This is a genomic window from Mycobacterium sp. IDUB_28 (assembly GCF_055419285.1).
On sequence record NZ_JBVAXK010000012.1, the window covers coordinates 1 to 16936 of the forward strand.

Consider the following 16936-nt stretch of genomic DNA (forward strand, 5'->3'; position numbering starts at 1 on the left):
ACGGCCTGCCCGCCCAACTCGACGCCGTGGTGGCCAAAGGGATGGCCAAAAACCCCGACGACCGCTACGACACCACCAAGGAATTGACCGCTGCAGCCCGCGCGGCCATCACCGGCCCTCCTACCGGACCGCAACCCGTGATGACTCCGCAACCGATTCCGCCCGGGCCGGGCGGGGTGGATCCGAGATTCGCTCCCGCTGCCGGGCCGTGGCACGGCGCCCCCGCGGCCGCGCCGTGGCCACCACCCGGGCCCCGACAGCAACCCGTGGCGTTCGCCGCCGGCGGTCAGGTTGGTCGGTGGCAGCGGCACGCGGTCGCTGTCACCGCGGTTTGCGCCGTTGTCGCCGTCGCGATCGCGGTGCCGATCATCTTCGTGGCCACCGGGTCCTCCGAAGCGGCGGGACCGGCGTTGCTGTCGGTGCAGCAGGTCAACAACGTCATGGGCGAAAAGAACTATCGGCTCATCGACTCGGCACGCAAACTCACCGAGCCCGGCTTCACCGTCACGCCGCAACAGTGCGGAGCAATTCAGTCGATCGATATGAAAGCGGCATTCGCTGCCGTCGGCATCAACACGGCCGATTCCCAGACGTTGCACGCCACCGGAAACGACATCCGGGGCAGCGTGGATCAATATCTGGCGAACGCGCCATCGGTGTCGGCGGCGAATCGCTTTCTGCAACAACGACTGCAGGCCTGGCGCAGCTGCAACAACCTCGATTACTCGGCCGGTGGCGTCAAGATGAAAGCGACGATCGTCGCGGACGGGCGCACCAAAATATCCGCGCAATACCATTTCGTCGACGACAGCAGCTTCCTGTGTCAACAGAACGTGGCCACGTCCGACACCGCCATTGCGACCGTCATCGTCTGTGACAACCGGGCCGGCGTCGAGTCGAAGGCAGACACCCTCGTTTCCAAAATCCTGGCGGCATCATGAATCGCAAACTGCTGACATGCGCGCTGATCGCGGTCGCCGCTGTCGCGATCATCGTCACCACCGTCGTCCTGCGGGCCGGTAACAGCCGGGCCAAGCCATCGACCGAGCAACCGTTGGCCCCGGCGCTCACCGTCTCAACGCTGACCGAGGCAGAGATCCGGTCGGCGGTCGGCGACAACTCGTTCGTGACCTCGAGTCGGTTCAGCCGGCTGTCGAAGGATCCGGTCCGGGTGAATCCCGCCACCTGTATCGGAATTTCCATGATCGTGCCGCCCGATTCCCTGACCGGCATCGACTGGGTGGCGCTCAGGGGCGCGGTGGGATCGTCCCCGCAAGGTGAACGGACGCATTACGTCGCGCAGGGAATGGTCGCCCTCGGCACCGAAGACAAGGCCAAGACATATCTCCGGACGGCGACGCAGTCGTGGCAGAAATGCAACGGCCAGTCATACACCGTCGACGCCAGCGGCACCGTCGGCCATTGGTTGATGAAGTCGTTGAAACAGACCGACACCACCCTGACCGCGGCCATTTCGCAGGAGAATTCGCGATACACCTGCCAGCACGTGCTGACATACCAAACGCAGTATGTCATCGACGTGGTGGCGTGCGGTTACGACACCGTCGACCAGGCTCAGGTTGTCGCCAACCGCATCACGAGCAAATTGAGCAGCAATCTCGCCAACCCGTAACGGCTAGCGGTTCTGGAATTGCGGCTTGCGCTTCTCGGCGAATGCGCGCGGGCCCTCTTTCGCGTCGTCGGAGAGAAACACCGAGACCCCGATCTGGGTGTCGATCTTGAAGGCTTCGTTTTCGTGCATGCCTTCGGTTTCGCGAATGGTGCGCAGGATTGCCTGGACCGCCAGCGGCCCGTTGTTCTCGATGATCTCGGCGAGTTCGAGGGCCTTGGTCAGCGCTTGGCCGTCCGGGACGACATGCCCGATCAGCCCCATCTCCCTGGCCTCGGCGGCGGTGATGTGCCGACCGGTCAGCAGCAGATCGCAGGCCACCGTGTAGGGAATCTGGCGCACCAGTCGCACGGCCGAACCGCCCATCGGGTACAGACTCCACTTGGCCTCGGAGATGCCGAACTTCGCGCTCTCGCCGGCGATACGTATATCGGTGCCCTGCAAGATCTCGGTGCCGCCGGCGATCGCGGGTCCTTCGACGGCGGCGATCAACGGTTTGGTGAGTCGGCGCCCCTTGAGTAGCGCATCGATGCGCGACGGGTCGTAGCTGCCGTCCTTGAACGAATCCCCCGGCGGCTTCTGCGTCGCCGTTTTGAGGTCCATGCCTGCGCAGAAGTAGCCACCGGCGCCGGTCAGGATGGCGCACCGAATGTCGGGGTCGTTGTCCACCCGGTCCCAGGCCTCGACCATGATCCGCATCATTTCGGTGCTCAGAGCGTTGCGACGGGCCGGCCGATTCATCGTGACGATCAGCGTGTGACCGCGCTGCTCGACCAGCGCGTCGGCTTCCGAAGAACCGGATTCGTTTGCTGGGCTCTCGCTCACCGGGACCGCCTTTCGCGCGACATCGGGCATCAGCTTGTCAAGAAATGTAACACGTTCTAATTTGGTGGCCGTGGCCCTGAATATTGCTGACCTCGCCGAGCACGCCATCGACGCTGTGCCGGACCGCGTAGCGCTCATCTCCGGTGACGAGCAGTTGACCTACGCCGAACTGGAAGAGAAGGCCAACCGCCTCGGGCACTACCTGATCGACCAGGGTGTGCAGAAGGGCGACAAGGTGGGCCTGTACTGCCGCAACCGCATCGAGATCGTCATCGCGATGCTGGGCATCATCAAAGCGGGCGCGATCCTGGTCAACGTCAACTTCCGCTATGTCGAGGGCGAACTACGCTACCTGTTCGAGAACTCCGACATGGTGGCGCTGGTGCACGAGCGGCAGTACGCCGACCGGGTCGCCAACGTGCTGCCCGACACCCCCGACGTCAAGACGATCCTGGTGGTCGAGGACGGCTCCGACAACGACTATCAGCGCTACGGCGGCGTCGAGTTCTACGCCGCGCTGGAGCAGGGGTCCCCCGAGCGCGACTTCGACGAGCGCAGCGCCGACGACATCTACCTGCTCTACACCGGCGGCACCACCGGCTTCCCCAAGGGCGTGATGTGGCGGCACGAGGACATCTACCGCGTGCTGTTCGGCGGAACCGACTTCGCCACCGGCGAATTCATCAAGGACGAGTACGACCTGGCCAAAGCGGCCGCCGCGAACCCGCCGATGGTCCGCTACCCGATCCCGCCGATGATTCACGGCGCCACCCAGTCGGCCACCTGGATGTCGCTGTTCTCGGGCCAAACCACCGTGCTGGCACCGGAATTCAACGCCGACGAGGTATGGCGGACGATCCACCAGCACAAAGTCAACCTGCTGTTCTTCACCGGTGACGCGATGGCGCGCCCGTTGCTCGACGCGTTGTTGGCACACCAGGGCGCCGGCAACGAGTACGACCTGTCTTCGCTGTTCCTGCTCGCGTCGACGGCCGCGCTGTTCTCGCCGAGCATCAAGGAGAAGTTCCTCGAGCTGCTGCCCAATCGCGTCATCACCGACTCCATCGGGTCGTCGGAGACCGGTTTCGGCGGCACCAGCATCGTCGCCAAGGACGCGCCGCACAGCGGTGGTCCCCGGGTCACCATCGACCACCGCACGGTGGTCCTGGACGAGGACGGCAACGAGGTCAAGCCGGGCTCGGGCGTGCGCGGCTTCCTCGCCAAGAAGGGCAACATCCCGCTCGGCTACTACAAGGACGAGAAGAAGACCGCCGAGACGTTCCGGACCATCAACGGGGTCCGCTACGCGATCCCCGGCGACTGGGCGCTGGTCGAGGAGGACGGCAGCGTCACCATGCTGGGACGCGGTTCGGTGTCGATCAACAGTGGCGGGGAGAAGATCTACCCCGAAGAGGTCGAGGCCGCCTTGAAAGGCCACCCCGACGTGTTCGACGCGCTGGTGGTCGGGGTGCCCGACCCGCGCTACGGCCAGCACGTCGCCGCCGTGGTGCAGGCCCGGCAGGGGGCGCGGCCCTCGCTGGCGGAGCTGGACAGCTTCGTGCGGTCGGAGATCGCGGGATACAAAGTGCCGCGCAGCCTCTGGTTCGTCGACGAGGTGAAGCGCTCGCCCGCGGGCAAGCCGGACTACCGGTGGGCCAAGGAGCAGACCGAGGCCCGGCCCGCCGACGACGTGCATGCCGCGCACGTAACCGCCTGACCAGCCGGCGATCAGCCCGGGGCGCCCACCGTGCCCCGGGGGCCGGTGTTCCCGGCGTCGCCGTCGATGCCGTCGACTCCCGGCGCACCCAGATGAGCCGGATTGGCGGCGGTGCCCGGGGCATTGCCCGCGCCGCCGTCCCCGCCCGCTCCGCCGAGCCCACCGAAGCCGGCGCCGCCGCCCGAGCCGCCGGCGGCCTGACCGTTGGGACCGATTCCGCCGGCCCCGCCCTGCCCGCCGTTCCCGCCCCGGCCGCCGTCGGCGCCGTTTCCGCCATCGCCACCGTTTCCGCCGTTGCCGCTGTAGGCATTGGATGCGGCGGGACCACCCTTGCCGCCGTCACCGCCGGCGCCACCGGCCGCGCCTACTCCTCCGGTGCCGCCGTCGCCGCCCAGGCCACCGACGCCACCGACCGCGCCGGTGAGATCGCCGACGGTGCCGGCGTTGCCCCCGGTGCCGCCCGCGCCGCCGTCGCCGCCGGTGCCGCCGGTGCTGGTCAGTCCGCCGGCGTCGCCGCCGCGGCCACCGGTTCCGCCGTTACCGCCGGGCTCGTAGGCGCTGTAGCTGAGCCCGCCGTTTCCACCGTTTCCGCCGCGTCCGCCCGTCCCCCCGGCGCCACCGTCGCCGCCGTCGCCCGCGTGGTAGTAGAAGTCGATATCCCAGGCGTTCGGACTGAGGACTTCTCCGCCGTCGCCGCCGTTTCCACCGTTTCCGCCGGCACCGCCCCGGCCGCCGTCGCCGCCCTGGCCGCCCTGGCTGGGAAAGTTGTTGTTGACGGTACGGTCGGCGTCGCCGCCGCGCCCGCCGTTTCCGCCGTTCGCGCCGGTGCCGCCGTCGCCGCCGTTGCCGCCGTCGCCACCGACGGCAACGATCATGTTGCCACTGGTGCCGGTGCCGCCACTGCCACCGTTGCCGCCTTGCTGACCGGTCGTCACGCCGTTTGCGCCACTCTCACCGTTCGCCCCCCAGGGGATGCCGTCGGCACCGTCGGCACCGTCGGCGGCGTTGTCGATGTGTATCGGCGGGGGATTGGTGCCCTCACCGCCGGTACCGCCCGACCCGCCCTGGCCGCCGGCCCCGCCGTTGCCGACGGTGCCGGCCTTGCCTTCGACGCCGCCGCCGGCGCCGCCCGCGCCGGCCAAGCCACCGTTGCCGCCGTCCCCGCCGATCCCGCCGCGGCCGCCGTCACCGCCGGTGACGTGCACCGCCGCTCCGGTGCTGGTTCCGCCGGTGCCGCCGGTGCCGCCATCGCCGGCCTTGCCGCCGTTGCCTCCGGTGCCGCCACCCACACCGCCGACACCGTCGCCACCGTCGCCGCCATCACCACCGTTACCGCCCTGGCCGCCGGTGCCACCGGTGCCGCCGGTGCCGCCGTCAGTGCTGTCGGTACCGCGGTAGCCGACAGCGCCCCGACCCCCGTTTCCGCCGTTTCCGCCGAGACCACCCTTGCCAACAGCCCCGGCGGTGCCGTCCGGGCCTGCGTCACCGCCGGCGCCGGCGTCGCCGCCGCGGCCGCCGTCGCCACCGTCGCCGCCGTGCGCGCCGTCGGTGGTGCCGGCCCCGGCCCGGGCGCCTGCACCGCCCTTGCCACCCGAACCGCCCTCCCCGCCGCGGCCGCCGCCGGAGCCGGCAGCGCCGCCCTTGCCAGCGTTGCCACCGTCACCCCCGTCGCCGCCGTCGCCGCCGGCCTGACCGCCGACGCCGCCGTTGTTGCCGCCGACACCGTCACCGCCTTGGCCGCCGTTGCCGCCGGCCCCGCCGTTGCCGCCGCCCGCGCCACCCCGGCCGCCGGTTCCGCCGTCGCCCCCGGCAAACCCGGAGGCACCCGCTGCGCCCGGCGTGCTGGTCGACGTGCCGCCGAGGCCGCCGCCGCCGCCGTCGCCACCCCTGCCGCCGTCGGCGCCGCCGCCTCGTAGTCCGTGTTCGCCGGTGTCGCCGCCGGTTCCGCCGCTGCCGACTGTGCCGCCGCTCCCGCCGTCGCCCGCATCGCCGCCTGCGCCCCCGTTGCCGGCGTCACCCCCGATGCCCGTGTCGTTGGCGACGCCCGACCCGCCGTTGCCGCCATAGCCGCCGTTGCCGCCCTGACCGCCTTTACCGCCGCTGCCGTTCGTACCCCCGGCGCCCGAGTTGCCGCCCTGGCCACCTTCACCGCCCTTGCCGCCGGCGAAGCCGTCGGTGCCGTCTGCGCCGGTATTCGACGCCGCGCTGATGCCGTTGCCGCCGGTCCCGCCCGTGCCCCCGGTCCCGCCGGTACCACCGGTGCCGGCATCGCCTCGGGCGCCGTCGGCACCCCCGTGCCCGCCGCTGCCCGCGCCACCGCCTGCACCGCCTTGACCAGCGTCTCCGCCGGTGCCACCGGTGCCACCCTGGTGGCCGACCCCGCTGGAGTTGTCGGCGCCCGATCCGCCCTGTCCACCGGTGCCGCCCTGCCCGCCGGTGCCGCCCTGGCCGCCGCTGCCGTTGGTTCCGCCCGCGCCGGTCTTACCGCCTGCCCCGCCCTCACCACCGGTACCGCCGACGAAACCGGTGTCGCCCGTGGCGCCGCTGCCCGCAGCCGCGTCGGCACCCTTGCTGCCGGTGCCGCCGTCCCCGCCCCGACCACCGGTGCCGCCGGTGCCGGCGTTGCCGGCCACCCCGCCCTGCCCGCCGGTTCCCGCCGCACCACCGAGCCCGGCATCGCCGCCCGCCCCGCCCTTTCCTCCGGTGGCGCCGTCGCTGCCGGCGACGGTCGCACCACCGGTGCCACCCTTGCCACCCGTGCCACCATTTCCGCCGACGCCACCCGAACCGTTGATTCCGCCGTCGACCGCGTTGCCACCCTGGCCACCGTCGCCCCCGGGGCCCCCGGCGAACCCGTCGCCGCCGGTGAGCCCGGCGGCGGATTTGGTACCGGCTAAGCCGCTGCCACCAGCACCCCCGGCGCCTCCGGTGCCACCGGTGCCGGTGCTGCCTGCGTGGCCGGCCACACCGAACAATCCGCCTGCCTCCCCGCCGGCACCGCCGTGACCGGACACCCCGCCCACACCGCCCTGGCCTCCGGTGCCCCCGATGCCACCCAGACCGGCGACCGCGCCGTCCGCACCAGTTCCGCCGGCGCCCCCGGTGCCGCCCGCTCCGGCCGCCCCGCCGGTACCGCCCGGGCCCAGCAGCAGGGCGCCGTGACCGCCGGCGCCGCCGTCTCCGCCGATACCACCGGTGCCGCCGACCGCTGCGGTGGCGCCGGCACCGCCGGTGCCACCCACACCTCCAGCACCGCCGGCACCACCGCGGGCCAGCAGTCCGCCCGCACCGCCGACTCCACCACGCCCGCCGTCGCCACCGGTACCACCACCCTCGGATCCCGGGTCGCCCGCGCCGCCGGTCCCGCCGGCCCCGCCGGCGCCGAACAGCCATTCCGCGCGCCCGCCTGCCCCGCCCGTGCCGCCACCGGAACCACCGGTGCCACCGGCGCCGCCACCACCCCACAGCAGTCCGCCGTTGCCGCCGGCGCCACCCGTGCCACCGCCGGATCCACCGGTGCCGCCGGCACCTCCGACGCCGAGCAGCCAGCCCCCGCTGCCACCGGCGCCGCCGTGGCTGCCGGCACCGCCGGTACCGCCCGTACCGCCCCGGCCCAGTAGTCCAGCCGACCCGCCGTTGCCGCCGGCCTGCCCGGCGGCCCCGGCCGCACCGTTACCGCCGTCACCGAACAACCAGCCGCCGTCGCCGCCGCTGCCACCGGGCGTGGTGGCGTCGGCCCCGTTGCCGAACAGCGGCCGGCCGAAGATGGCCGGCGGGGTGATCGCGGCAGCCGATGCGGACTCGGTGCCCGAGTAGGCCACGGCCGCCGCGCTGAGCGCACTGGCGAATTCCTGCTGGAACGCGGCCACCTGCGTGCTGACCGCCTGGTAGGCGGTGCCGTGCGCACCGAACAACGCACCGATCTGCGCCGACACCTCGTCGGCCGCCGCTGCGGCCAGCTGGGTGGTGGCCTGCGCGGCGGCAGCGTTCGCGTGCTGCAGGGCCGACCGGATCTCGGCCAGGTTTTCTGTCGCAGTGGCGATCAGATCGGGTGCGGCGGAAAGGAACGTCATCACGCGACTCCGGCATTGTGCACGACTATTCGAGAATCGACGTTTCCGTCAATTGTCACGGAAATCTATCGCGATTTCGCCGGGCACGTAGTGGTTTCGGCGAGAGAACCAGTTCGTCGGACTCAACTCCGGGCCGGTGTCTACAGTCGCGTCGTGAGCGACTTCGTCAAGAGCCGGGTGGGCGCGCCGGACCGTTTCTTCGCGTGGGAGGCCGCCGGTCTGGGTTGGCTCGCCGACGTCGACGGCGGCGTGCCGTGCGCGCGGGTGGTGTCCGTGGACGCGACCAGCCTCACCCTGCAACGACTCGAATCGGTGCGGCCCAGCGGCGCGGCGGCGCGGGAGTTCGGCAGCAGGCTGGCCGTCACCCACGACGCCGGAGCGGCGGCCTTCGGCGTCGGGCCCGACGGCTGGGACGGCCCGGGATTTTTCGGGCCACTGTCCCAGCCGCTGCCGATGTCGCTGCGCGGGCACCGCAGTTGGGGTCTTTGCTACGCCGACGAACGGCTGGCCCCGATGGCCGAGCTGGCCGGCGGCCAACTCGATGGCAGCACCCGTGACGCCGTCGATGCGGTCGTGCGGCGTTGTCGTGCAGGCGACTTCGACGACGACGACCCGCCCGCCCGGCTGCACGGCGATCTGTGGAGTGGCAACGTGATGTGGACACCGGCCGGTGTGGTGTTGATCGACCCCGCCGCGCACGGCGGCCACCGTGAGACCGACCTGGCGATGCTTGCGCTGTTCGGCTGTCCGCATCTGGACGCGGTGATCGCCGGGTACCAGCACGTGCGACCGCTGCGACCCGGATGGCGCAGTCGAGTGCGGCTGCATCAACTGTTCCCGCTGCTGGCGCACGTGGTGCTGTTCGGCGGCGGTTATCTGAGTCAAACGCACGCGGCTGCACGCGAGGCGTTGCAGGCGTGACCTGTTGCCGCTCCGCGGCCGGCATCGTCAGCGAGTTAGAGTCAACGCGCGATGGCGATCGACGTGTGGATGCAGCATCCGACTCAGCGGTTCCTGCGCAACGAGATGCTGGCCTCGCTGCGACGCTGGACCGGGGGGTCGATCCCAGATGCCGAGATACCCATCGCGGCCACGGTGGCCTCGATGGACGCCGGCGGCGTGCAGCTCGGCCTGCTGAGCGCGTGGACCGGACCGGGTGGGTTGGATCTGGTCTCCAATGACGAGGTAGCCCAATGGGTTTCGCTGTACCCGGATAGGCTGGCCGGGTTGGCGGCGGTGGACCTGGACCGTCCGATGCGGGCCGTACGAGAACTGCGTCGCCGCGTCGCCGACGGCTTCGTCGGGCTGCGGGTGGTGCCGTGGCTGTGGAACGCACCGCCCACCGACCGGCGCTACTATCCACTGTTCGCCCAGTGCGTCGAGTCCGGCGTGCCGTTCTGCACCCAGGTCGGACACACGGGTCCGTTGCGGCCGTCGGAGACCGGTCGACCCATTCCATATGTCGACCAGGTGGCACTGGACTTCCCGGAACTGGTCATCGTGTGCGGCCACGTCGGCTATCCGTGGACCGAGGAAATGGTCGCCGTGGCCCGCAAGCACGAGAACGTCTACATCGACACCTCCGCCTACACGGTGCGTCGCCTTCCCGACGAACTCGTCCGATTCATGAAAACCGGTACGGGGCAACGCAAAGTGTTGTTCGGCACCAACTATCCGATGATCTCCCATTCGCACGCCCTCGCCGGCATCGACCAACTCGGACTCAGCGACGAGGCGCGGCGCGACTTCCTGCACGGCAATGCCGAGCGGGTCTTCAGGCTGCAACGAAAGGCGGACAGATGAACGGAGCCCAGGCACTGATCAACACCCTGGTCGACGGTGGCGTCGACGTGTGCTTCTCGAACCCGGGCACCTCGGAGATGCACTTCGTCGCCGCCCTGGACACCGTGGACCGAATGCGGGGCGTACTAACCCTTTTCGAGGGTGTGGCCACCGGCGCCGCCGACGGTTACGCGCGCATCACCGGTCGGCCCGCCGCCGTACTGCTGCATCTGGGACCCGGACTGGGCAACGGGTTGGCCAACCTGCACAACGCGCGGCGCGCCCGCGTCCCGATGGTGGTGGTCGTCGGCGACCACGCCACGTACCACAAGAAGTACGACGCCCCACTGGAATCCGACATCGACGCCGTCGCCGGCACCGTCTCGGGCTGGGTGCGCCGCACCACCGACGTCGCCGAAGTGGGGGCCGACACCGCCGATGCCATCGCCGCCTGCGTGTCCGGCTCGATGTCCTCGGCGCTGATCCTGCCCGCCGACGTGTCCTGGTCCGACGGCGGCCGGCCGGCCAAGACGGTCGCTTCCTCGTTCTCCGGCGGGCACGTCGACAACGGTTCGGTGGCTGAGGTTCTGCGCTCGGATGAACCCACCACCATCCTGATCGGCGGCGACGCCACCCGCGGGCCGGGGCTGGCCGCGGCCGCGCGGATCGCCGCAGCCACCGGTGCCCGCCTGCTGTGCGAGACCTTCCCCACGCGGCTCGAACGCGGTGCCGGCGTTCCGGCCGTCGAACGTCTGGGGTACTTCGCCGAAGCCGCGGCCGCCCAACTCGAGGGCAGCAAGCATCTGATACTGGCCGGGGCCAGGTCGCCGGTCTCGTTCTTCGCTTACCCGGACCTGCCCAGCGACCTCGTGCCGCCGGGTTGTCAAGTCCATCGGCTCGCTGAATTCGGTTGCGCTGGAATAGCTTTGGTTGCCCTGGCCGAGGAGTTGGCGCCGGGAACCGAGGTGCCGGTGGCGGTGGCGTCGCGTCCGGAGCTACCGTGCGGGCCGTTGACGGCGGCATCGGCGGCCGACGTGATCGGAGCGCTGCTGCCCGAGCGCGCGATCGTCGTCGACGAATCCAACACCTCAGGTCTGTTGCTGCCCGCCGCCACCGCCGGCGCCCCGGCGCATGACTGGCTCACCCTGACCGGCGGCGCGATCGGCTACGGCATCCCGACCGCGGTGGGCGCCGCCGTCGCGGCACCGGACCGTCCGGTGCTGTGTCTGGAGTCGGATGGTTCTGCGATGTACACGATTTCGGGAGTGTGGACCCAGGCCCGGGAGAACCTCGACGTCACCACCGTCATCTACAACAACGGCAAGTACGACATCCTGCGCATGGAACTGCAACGCGTCGGCGCCGGGTCGGCGCCCGGCCCCAAAGCCCTGGACCTGCTCGACATATCCCGTCCCACAATGGATTTCGTACAGATCGCGCAAGGTATGGGGGTGCCGGCGCGACGGGCCGGCACCGCCGAGGAACTGGCTGACGCGCTGCGCGACGCCTTCGCCGAACCCGGCCCACACCTGATCGACGCCGTAGTGCCGTCGCTGCTGGGATAGCCGTGCTCAGGTGACCTGACCGTCCTGGCCCGGGTTGCCGGGCGACCCGCTCGAGCCGTTGATGTTGCCACCGCTGATACCGCCGTCGCCACCCTCGCCGCCGTCGCCGCCGGTGCCGCCGGGCGAGCCGACGCCGTTGCCGCCGTCGCCCCCTCTGCCGCCGTCGCCGCCGTCGCCGCCTCGGTCGTACTGCGAACCACCGCCCTCGCCGCCCTCGCCGCCGGTGCCACCGGGGCCGCCCCTTCCGCCGGTGCCGCCCGGGCTGGGGTTGCCGCCGTGTCCACCCCGGCCGCCCTGGCCGCCCGTGCCCCCGTCGCCACCGTCATACCCATTCGCCCCGTAGCCGCCCGTGCCACCGGTCCCACCGAGGCCGCCTTTACCCGCGTCGCCACCATCGCCGGGTGCCCCGCTGCCCAGGCCGGCGTCGCCGCCGTCGCCGCCATCGCCGCCGTAGCCGCCGGGCGAGGCTGATCCGCCGGTACCATCGGCACCTGGCAAGCCGGTCCCACCGGTCCCGCCTGCACCGCCTACCCCACCGTTGCCGTTGGTGCCGCCCAGCGCGGCCGATCCCCCGTCGCCGCCGTCTCCACCGCGACCACCCACGTCGGCGTCATGACCGTTGCCGCCTTTACCTCCGGTCCCGCCTTCTCCGCCGACACCGGCGTTGCCGTTGGTGCCGCCGGTATTGGCCAGCCCGCCGGCACCGGCGTCGCCGCCTTCGCCGCCCCGACCGCCCGCGGCAGCCACGCCGGCACCCGCGTCACCGCCGCGGCCGCCTTCCCCGCCCTTGCCACCGTTGCCACCGAGACCGCTGGCCGCGCTACCCTGCGCGCCGGTGTTCAGGCCACCGATGCCGCCATTCCCGCCGCCACCGCCGTCGCCACCGACTCCGCCCGGAATGGTCGGGAAGCCGTTACTGCCGCGACCGCCGTCGCCACCGTCACCGCCAGTGCCCGCGCCGCCACCGAGAGCGGCCGCACCGACGCCGGTACCGGCATTGCCGCCCTGGCCACCTTCCCCGCCGCTCCCACCGTTTCCGCCGGGAACACCGATCGGGGCCTCCGGCGCGTCACCCCCGTCGCCTCCGTCACCGCCGCGCCCGCCCTCGCCGCCGTTACCGTTGGCGCCGCCGATACCGGCCCGGCCGCCGTCGCCGCCGCGCCCCCCGGTACCGCCGTTCTGGCCGCCGTCACCGTTGCCGTCGGCTGCGTTCGCTCCGTTGCCGCCGTCGCCGCCGCGGCCGCCGTCACCGGCGGTTCCGTCGTAACCCTGCGCTCCGCCGACATTGGCGTCCCCGCCCGCTCCCGCATTCCCGCCGGTCCCGCCCGTGCCACCGGACCCGGCGGCACCCAGGGGCCCCGATCCGCCCTTGCCACCGGTACCGCCCAGGCCACCGTCGCCGCCGTTGCCACTGTTGACACTGCTGACACCGTCGGTGTTGAGGCCGCCTCGACCGCCCTGGCCGCCGTCGCCGCCGTTGCCGCCGAAGCCACCTTCGGAGTAGGCGTCTCCGGCTCCGCCCCGGGCGCCGCCACCACCGTTGCCGCCCTCGCCGCCTAGTCCGCCGCTGCCGCTGGCGCCGTTGCCGGTGCCGGCGTTCCCGCCGTCGCCACCATTGCCGCCGTTGCCGCCATACCCTCCGACGCCGCCCGAAGTGACGACTCCATCCGCGCCGATTCTGCCGTCGCCGCCGTCGCCGCCATGGCCACCGGCGCCGCCGTCGCCGTTGGTGCCGCCGACGCCGGCGTTGCCGCCGTTGCCGCCCAGGCCGCCGTTCCCGCCGTAAAAGCCGCTCTGGCCCAGGTTGGGACCGTCGTTGCCTTCTCCGCCCTTCCCCCCGCTGCCTCCGTTGCCTCCCGTGCCGGCGTTACCCTCAGTACCGCCGAGGTTGGCGACGCCGCCCGCGCCTGCGTCGCCGCCATACCCGCCATCACCACCCGAACCCCCGTTAGTGGTGCTGCCGGCCCCACCCGTGCCGCCGTCACCGCCGCGGCCACCGTTACCGCCGGTTCCGCTTGCGACACTGGTCGGGCTGCCGGACGCGGGGTTGTTCAAGCCGCCGACTCCACCTCGGCCGCCCTGACCGCCGTTGCCGCCCAACCCGCCGGATTGAGTCGGGGCACCGTTGCCACCCCGGCCACCCTCGCCACCGTCGCCGCCGGTTCCGGCTGCGCCGCCACTGGCGACCGCGCCGAGTCCCGAGCCGGCATTTCCGCCGTAGCCCCCTTCTCCGCCGTTGCCACCCTGACCGCCGGTACCGCTGAATCCGTTGGCAGCCGCTTTGCCGGCACCACCGTGGCCGCCGTCGCCGCCGCTGCCGCCGGCACCATTGGTACCGCCTGCGCCGGCATAACCGCCATTACCCCCCAGGCCGCCGCCACCGCCCCCGTAGCCCGCCTGGCCCGCAGCAGAGCCCGCAGCACCGACTCCACCATCGCCACCGTCGCCACCCTTGCCCCCGATCCCGGCGCTGCCTTCGGCACCGCCGACATTGGCGAAGCCGCCCTGCCCGGCGTCACCGCCGTTACCGCCGGTTCCACCCAACCCCGCGGTGTCGAGGGTGCCGGTGCCGCCGGTACCGCCCTCGCCGCCTTGACCGCCGTTCCCACCGGTTCCGCTGCCGGTGCTGCTGAGGGCACCGGTGTCGAGGCCGCCCCGGCCGCCCTGACCGCCCTGGCCGCCGTCGCCGCCTTGGCCGCCACCCTGGTTGAGGCTGCCGTTACCACCGCGGCCGCCACCGCCACCGTTGCCGCCGGTGCCGGCCGCGCCGCCGACCGCCCCTGCACCCACTCCGTCGCCGGCGTCGCCACCGTCGCCGCCGGCACCGCCGTCGCCGCCTTCGCCGCCCTGTCCGCCGAAGCCGGCGGCTGCGGCGTTCCCGGCACCGCCATTACCGCCGGTGCCGCCGGTGCCGCCAACTCCATTGGTGCCACCGGCACCCGCAGCACCGCCGTCGCCACCCCGGCCGCCCTCTCCGCCCTGGTAGCCGGCCTGACCGGCACCGCTGCCGCCGACTCCGACGCCACCGTTACCGCCGCCGCCGCCTTTGCCGCCGGTCCCTGCTTTGCCCTCGATGCCGCCGACGTTGGCCGCACCGCCCGCGCCGGCGTCGCCACCCTCGCCACCGACGCCGCCCGAGCCCGCGGTGCCGATGGTGCCGGTCCCGCCGGTCCCACCGTCTCCGCCCTGTCCGCCGGTGCCGCCGGTTCCGCTGACGGCGCTGCTGGCAGAGCCGGTATCCAGGCCACCGGTGCCACCCTGTCCGCCGCGGCCGCCCGCGCCACCCTGGCCGCCACCCTGGTTGAGGCTGCCGTTACCACCGCGGCCACCTTCGCCGGCGTCGCCGCCGGCACCTGCCGCGCCCCCGCGTGCGGCCGCGCCGGTGCCGTCACCCGCGTTCCCGCCATCGCCTCCGTCACCGCCGTCGCCCCCTTGGCCGCCGGTGCCGCCGAACCCGTTGGGGGCAGCCTTCCCGGCACCGCCTCCTCCGCCGCGACCGCCTTCTCCGCCGGCGCCGTTGACACCGCCCGCGCCCGCCGCGCCGCCGTCCCCGCCCTGTCCACCTTCGCCGCCGGTGAAGCCGCCCTGACCGGCGCCGAGGCCTGCGGCGCCGGCACCGCCGTCACCACCCCGACCGCCCTTGCCGCCGGTGCCGTCGTTGCCGACGGTGCCACCCGTGCCGCCGGATCCGGCGTTACCGCCTGCACCTGCATCACCACCGTCACCACCGGTGCCACCATCGCCACCGATCGTGGTCAAGCTGGCCGCGCCCTTGCCCCCCGTGCCGCCGGTACCACCGGTACCGCCCTTGCCGCCGGAACCATTGACGCCGCCCGGGCCGGAATCGCCGCCCACACCGCCGGCGCCACCCGCACCACCGGCAAAGCCCGCGACACCGTTGGCGCCGGTGCCCGCAACCGCGGACGCGCCGGTGCTGCCGTCGCCGCCGTTGCCGCCCTCGCCACCCAGACCACCGACACCGGCGGCACCTGCTGCACCCGAGGCACTGAACAACTGGCCGGCACCACCGGCCCCGCCCTGGCCGGCGTTTCCGCCGGTCCCGCCGGTCCCGCCGGTGCCGCCGATCCCGCCGAGACCGGCCACACTGCCGGCGCCCCCGTCACCGCCGTGCCCTCCGATACCACCGGAACCGCCGAGACCGCCGTGGCCACCCGCGCCGAGGAACAGCGCACCCTGGCCACCGGCGCCCCCGCTGCCGCCGGCGCCGCCGGTGCCACCGCTGTTCCCGACCGCCGCACCCGTGCTGCCCGCACCGCCGGCCCCACCGCTGCCGCCGTTGCCGCCGGCCCCACCGCCGGCGAACAGGCCACCGGCGCCGCCGGCACCGCCGGTGCCACCGGCGCCACCGCTGCCGCTGCCGGTCGCATCGGTGCCGGCACCACCGTCGCCGCCGGCTCCACCGGCACCCCACAGCAACTCGGCGCGGCCACCCGCCCCGCCGGTGCCGCCGCCGAACCCGCCGGTGCCGCCGGTGCCACCGCCACCCCAGATCCAGCCGCCGCTGCCGCCCGCTCCGCCGGTGCCACCCCCGCTGCCCCCGAGGCCACCCGCGCCGCCCACACCGAACAGCAGCCCGGCCGCGCCGCCGGCGCCACCGGTCGCGCCGCCCGCTCCGCCGGCACCCCCGACCCCGCCGTTGCCCCAGAGTCCCGCCGCGCCCCCGGCGCCGCCGGCCTGCCCGGCGGCCCCGGCCGCGCCGTTGCCACCGTTGCCGTAGAGGATCCCACCGGCGCCGCCGGACCCACCCGGCGTTGTGGCGTTGGCGCCGTTGCCGATCAACGACCGTCCCAGCAGGGTTTGGGTCGGTGAGTTGATGACTGCCCACACGGCTTGCTCGGCGTTGAACGTCTCGGCCGTCGCATAGCTCCCGGAGCCGGCGCTGAGCGCAGCGACGAATTGTGCGTGAAAGGCACCCAACTGGTCGCTGATCGCCAGGTAGTCCCGGCCGTAAGCGCCGAACAGCGCTGCGATGCGGGTGGACACCTCGTCGGTGGCCGCGGCCAGGATCTGCGTGGTGGACGACGCGGCCGCCAGGTTGGCGGCTTCGAGCGTGGACCCGACCTTGGTCAGTTCGCCGGCAGCCGCAGCCACCATGTCCGGCGCAATGGAGACGAATGGCATGCGGCGGTTCCCTTGACTCGACGCGCCGCCAGCAACGCCTGGATACGGCGCACACATTTACGCGGGGGATGGTATTACGCGCCTGCCCAAAAAGGATGAAGTTCGGAACATTTGAAGTTCCAGTGGATTTGGAGCAGATGCTCAACGAAGCCGAATTGTCGAAAGTTATTTCGCACCGCATCACTACTCTGTTTCAGTAAAC

The 16936-nt window shown here is 72.6% G+C and carries 9 protein-coding genes; 6 read left to right on the plus strand and 3 right to left on the minus strand.

Annotation, left to right across the window (positions count from 1 at the left end; all coding sequences use genetic code 11):
- Together ACZYZ9_RS21835 and ACZYZ9_RS21840 are read left to right on the plus strand one after the other, a co-directional pair.
- Positions 1 to 941, plus strand: a 941-nt coding sequence (locus tag ACZYZ9_RS21835; protein ID WP_463828368.1) for a sensor domain-containing protein, incomplete at its 5' end; no start/stop codon positions are given.
- Entirely contained in the window at positions 938 to 1633 is a 696-nt protein-coding gene (locus ACZYZ9_RS21840; protein ID WP_463828369.1) for a sensor domain-containing protein, read from the plus strand. The genes ACZYZ9_RS21835 and ACZYZ9_RS21840, both read left to right, overlap by 4 nt.
- Positions 1634 to 1636: 3 nt before the next feature.
- Here the strand turns inward: ACZYZ9_RS21840 and ACZYZ9_RS21845 are convergent, their stop codons facing one another.
- On the minus strand, positions 1637 to 2455 hold the full coding sequence (locus ACZYZ9_RS21845) for a crotonase/enoyl-CoA hydratase family protein (RefSeq protein WP_463828370.1): 819 nt from the start codon (positions 2453 to 2455) through the stop codon (positions 1637 to 1639).
- Positions 2456 to 2519: 64 nt separating this feature from the next.
- On the opposite strand from ACZYZ9_RS21845, the gene ACZYZ9_RS21850 reads away from it, so the two are divergent.
- Complete coding sequence (locus ACZYZ9_RS21850) at positions 2520 to 4172, plus strand: acyl-CoA synthetase (protein WP_463828371.1); 1653 nt, start codon at positions 2520 to 2522, stop codon at positions 4170 to 4172.
- Positions 4173 to 4183: 11 nt separating this feature from the next.
- On the opposite strand, the gene ACZYZ9_RS21855 is transcribed toward ACZYZ9_RS21850, so the two are convergent.
- Positions 4184 to 8245, minus strand: a complete 4062-nt coding sequence (locus ACZYZ9_RS21855) for a PE family protein (protein ID WP_463828372.1) — start codon at positions 8243 to 8245, stop codon at positions 4184 to 4186.
- Positions 8246 to 8398: 153 nt separating this feature from the next.
- Here ACZYZ9_RS21855 and ACZYZ9_RS21860 point away from each other — a divergent pair, with 153 nt between their 5' ends.
- Genes ACZYZ9_RS21860 through ACZYZ9_RS21870 form a run of 3 tightly spaced genes read left to right on the plus strand, consistent with a single transcriptional unit; the run spans position 8399 to position 11592 of the window.
- Positions 8399 to 9166, plus strand: a complete 768-nt coding sequence (locus ACZYZ9_RS21860; protein WP_463828373.1) for a fructosamine kinase family protein — start codon at positions 8399 to 8401, stop codon at positions 9164 to 9166.
- Between the two features lie 51 nt (positions 9167 to 9217).
- A complete protein-coding gene (locus ACZYZ9_RS21865; protein ID WP_463828374.1) occupies positions 9218 to 10048 on the plus strand; it encodes an amidohydrolase family protein in 831 nt (276 codons plus the stop codon).
- Positions 10045 to 11592 (plus strand): acetolactate synthase large subunit, encoded by a 1548-nt coding sequence (locus ACZYZ9_RS21870; RefSeq protein WP_463828375.1) that lies wholly within the window; start codon positions 10045 to 10047, stop codon positions 11590 to 11592. Before ACZYZ9_RS21865 ends, ACZYZ9_RS21870 begins: the two co-directional genes overlap by 4 nt.
- 6 nt (positions 11593 to 11598) lie before the next feature.
- On the opposite strand, the gene ACZYZ9_RS21875 is transcribed toward ACZYZ9_RS21870, so the two are convergent.
- Positions 11599 to 16734: a PE family protein gene (locus tag ACZYZ9_RS21875; protein ID WP_463828376.1), complete on the minus strand. Its 5136-nt coding sequence runs from the start codon at positions 16732 to 16734 to the stop codon at positions 11599 to 11601.
- Positions 16735 to 16936: the final 202 nt, after the last annotated feature.

What these genes read in the sequence shown, in the direction of transcription:
- ACZYZ9_RS21840 (WP_463828369.1), top strand. Translation starts at nt 938, where the DNA reads ATGAATCGCAAACTGCTGACATGCGCGCTGATCGCGGTCGCCGCTGTC.
- ACZYZ9_RS21855 (WP_463828372.1), bottom strand. Translation starts at nt 8,245, where the DNA reads ATGACGTTCCTTTCCGCCGCACCCGATCTGATCGCCACTGCGACAGAA.
- ACZYZ9_RS21865 (WP_463828374.1), top strand. Translation starts at nt 9,218, where the DNA reads ATGGCGATCGACGTGTGGATGCAGCATCCGACTCAGCGGTTCCTGCGC.
- ACZYZ9_RS21870 (WP_463828375.1), top strand. Translation starts at nt 10,045, where the DNA reads ATGAACGGAGCCCAGGCACTGATCAACACCCTGGTCGACGGTGGCGTC.
- ACZYZ9_RS21875 (WP_463828376.1), bottom strand. Translation starts at nt 16,734, where the DNA reads ATGCCATTCGTCTCCATTGCGCCGGACATGGTGGCTGCGGCTGCCGGC.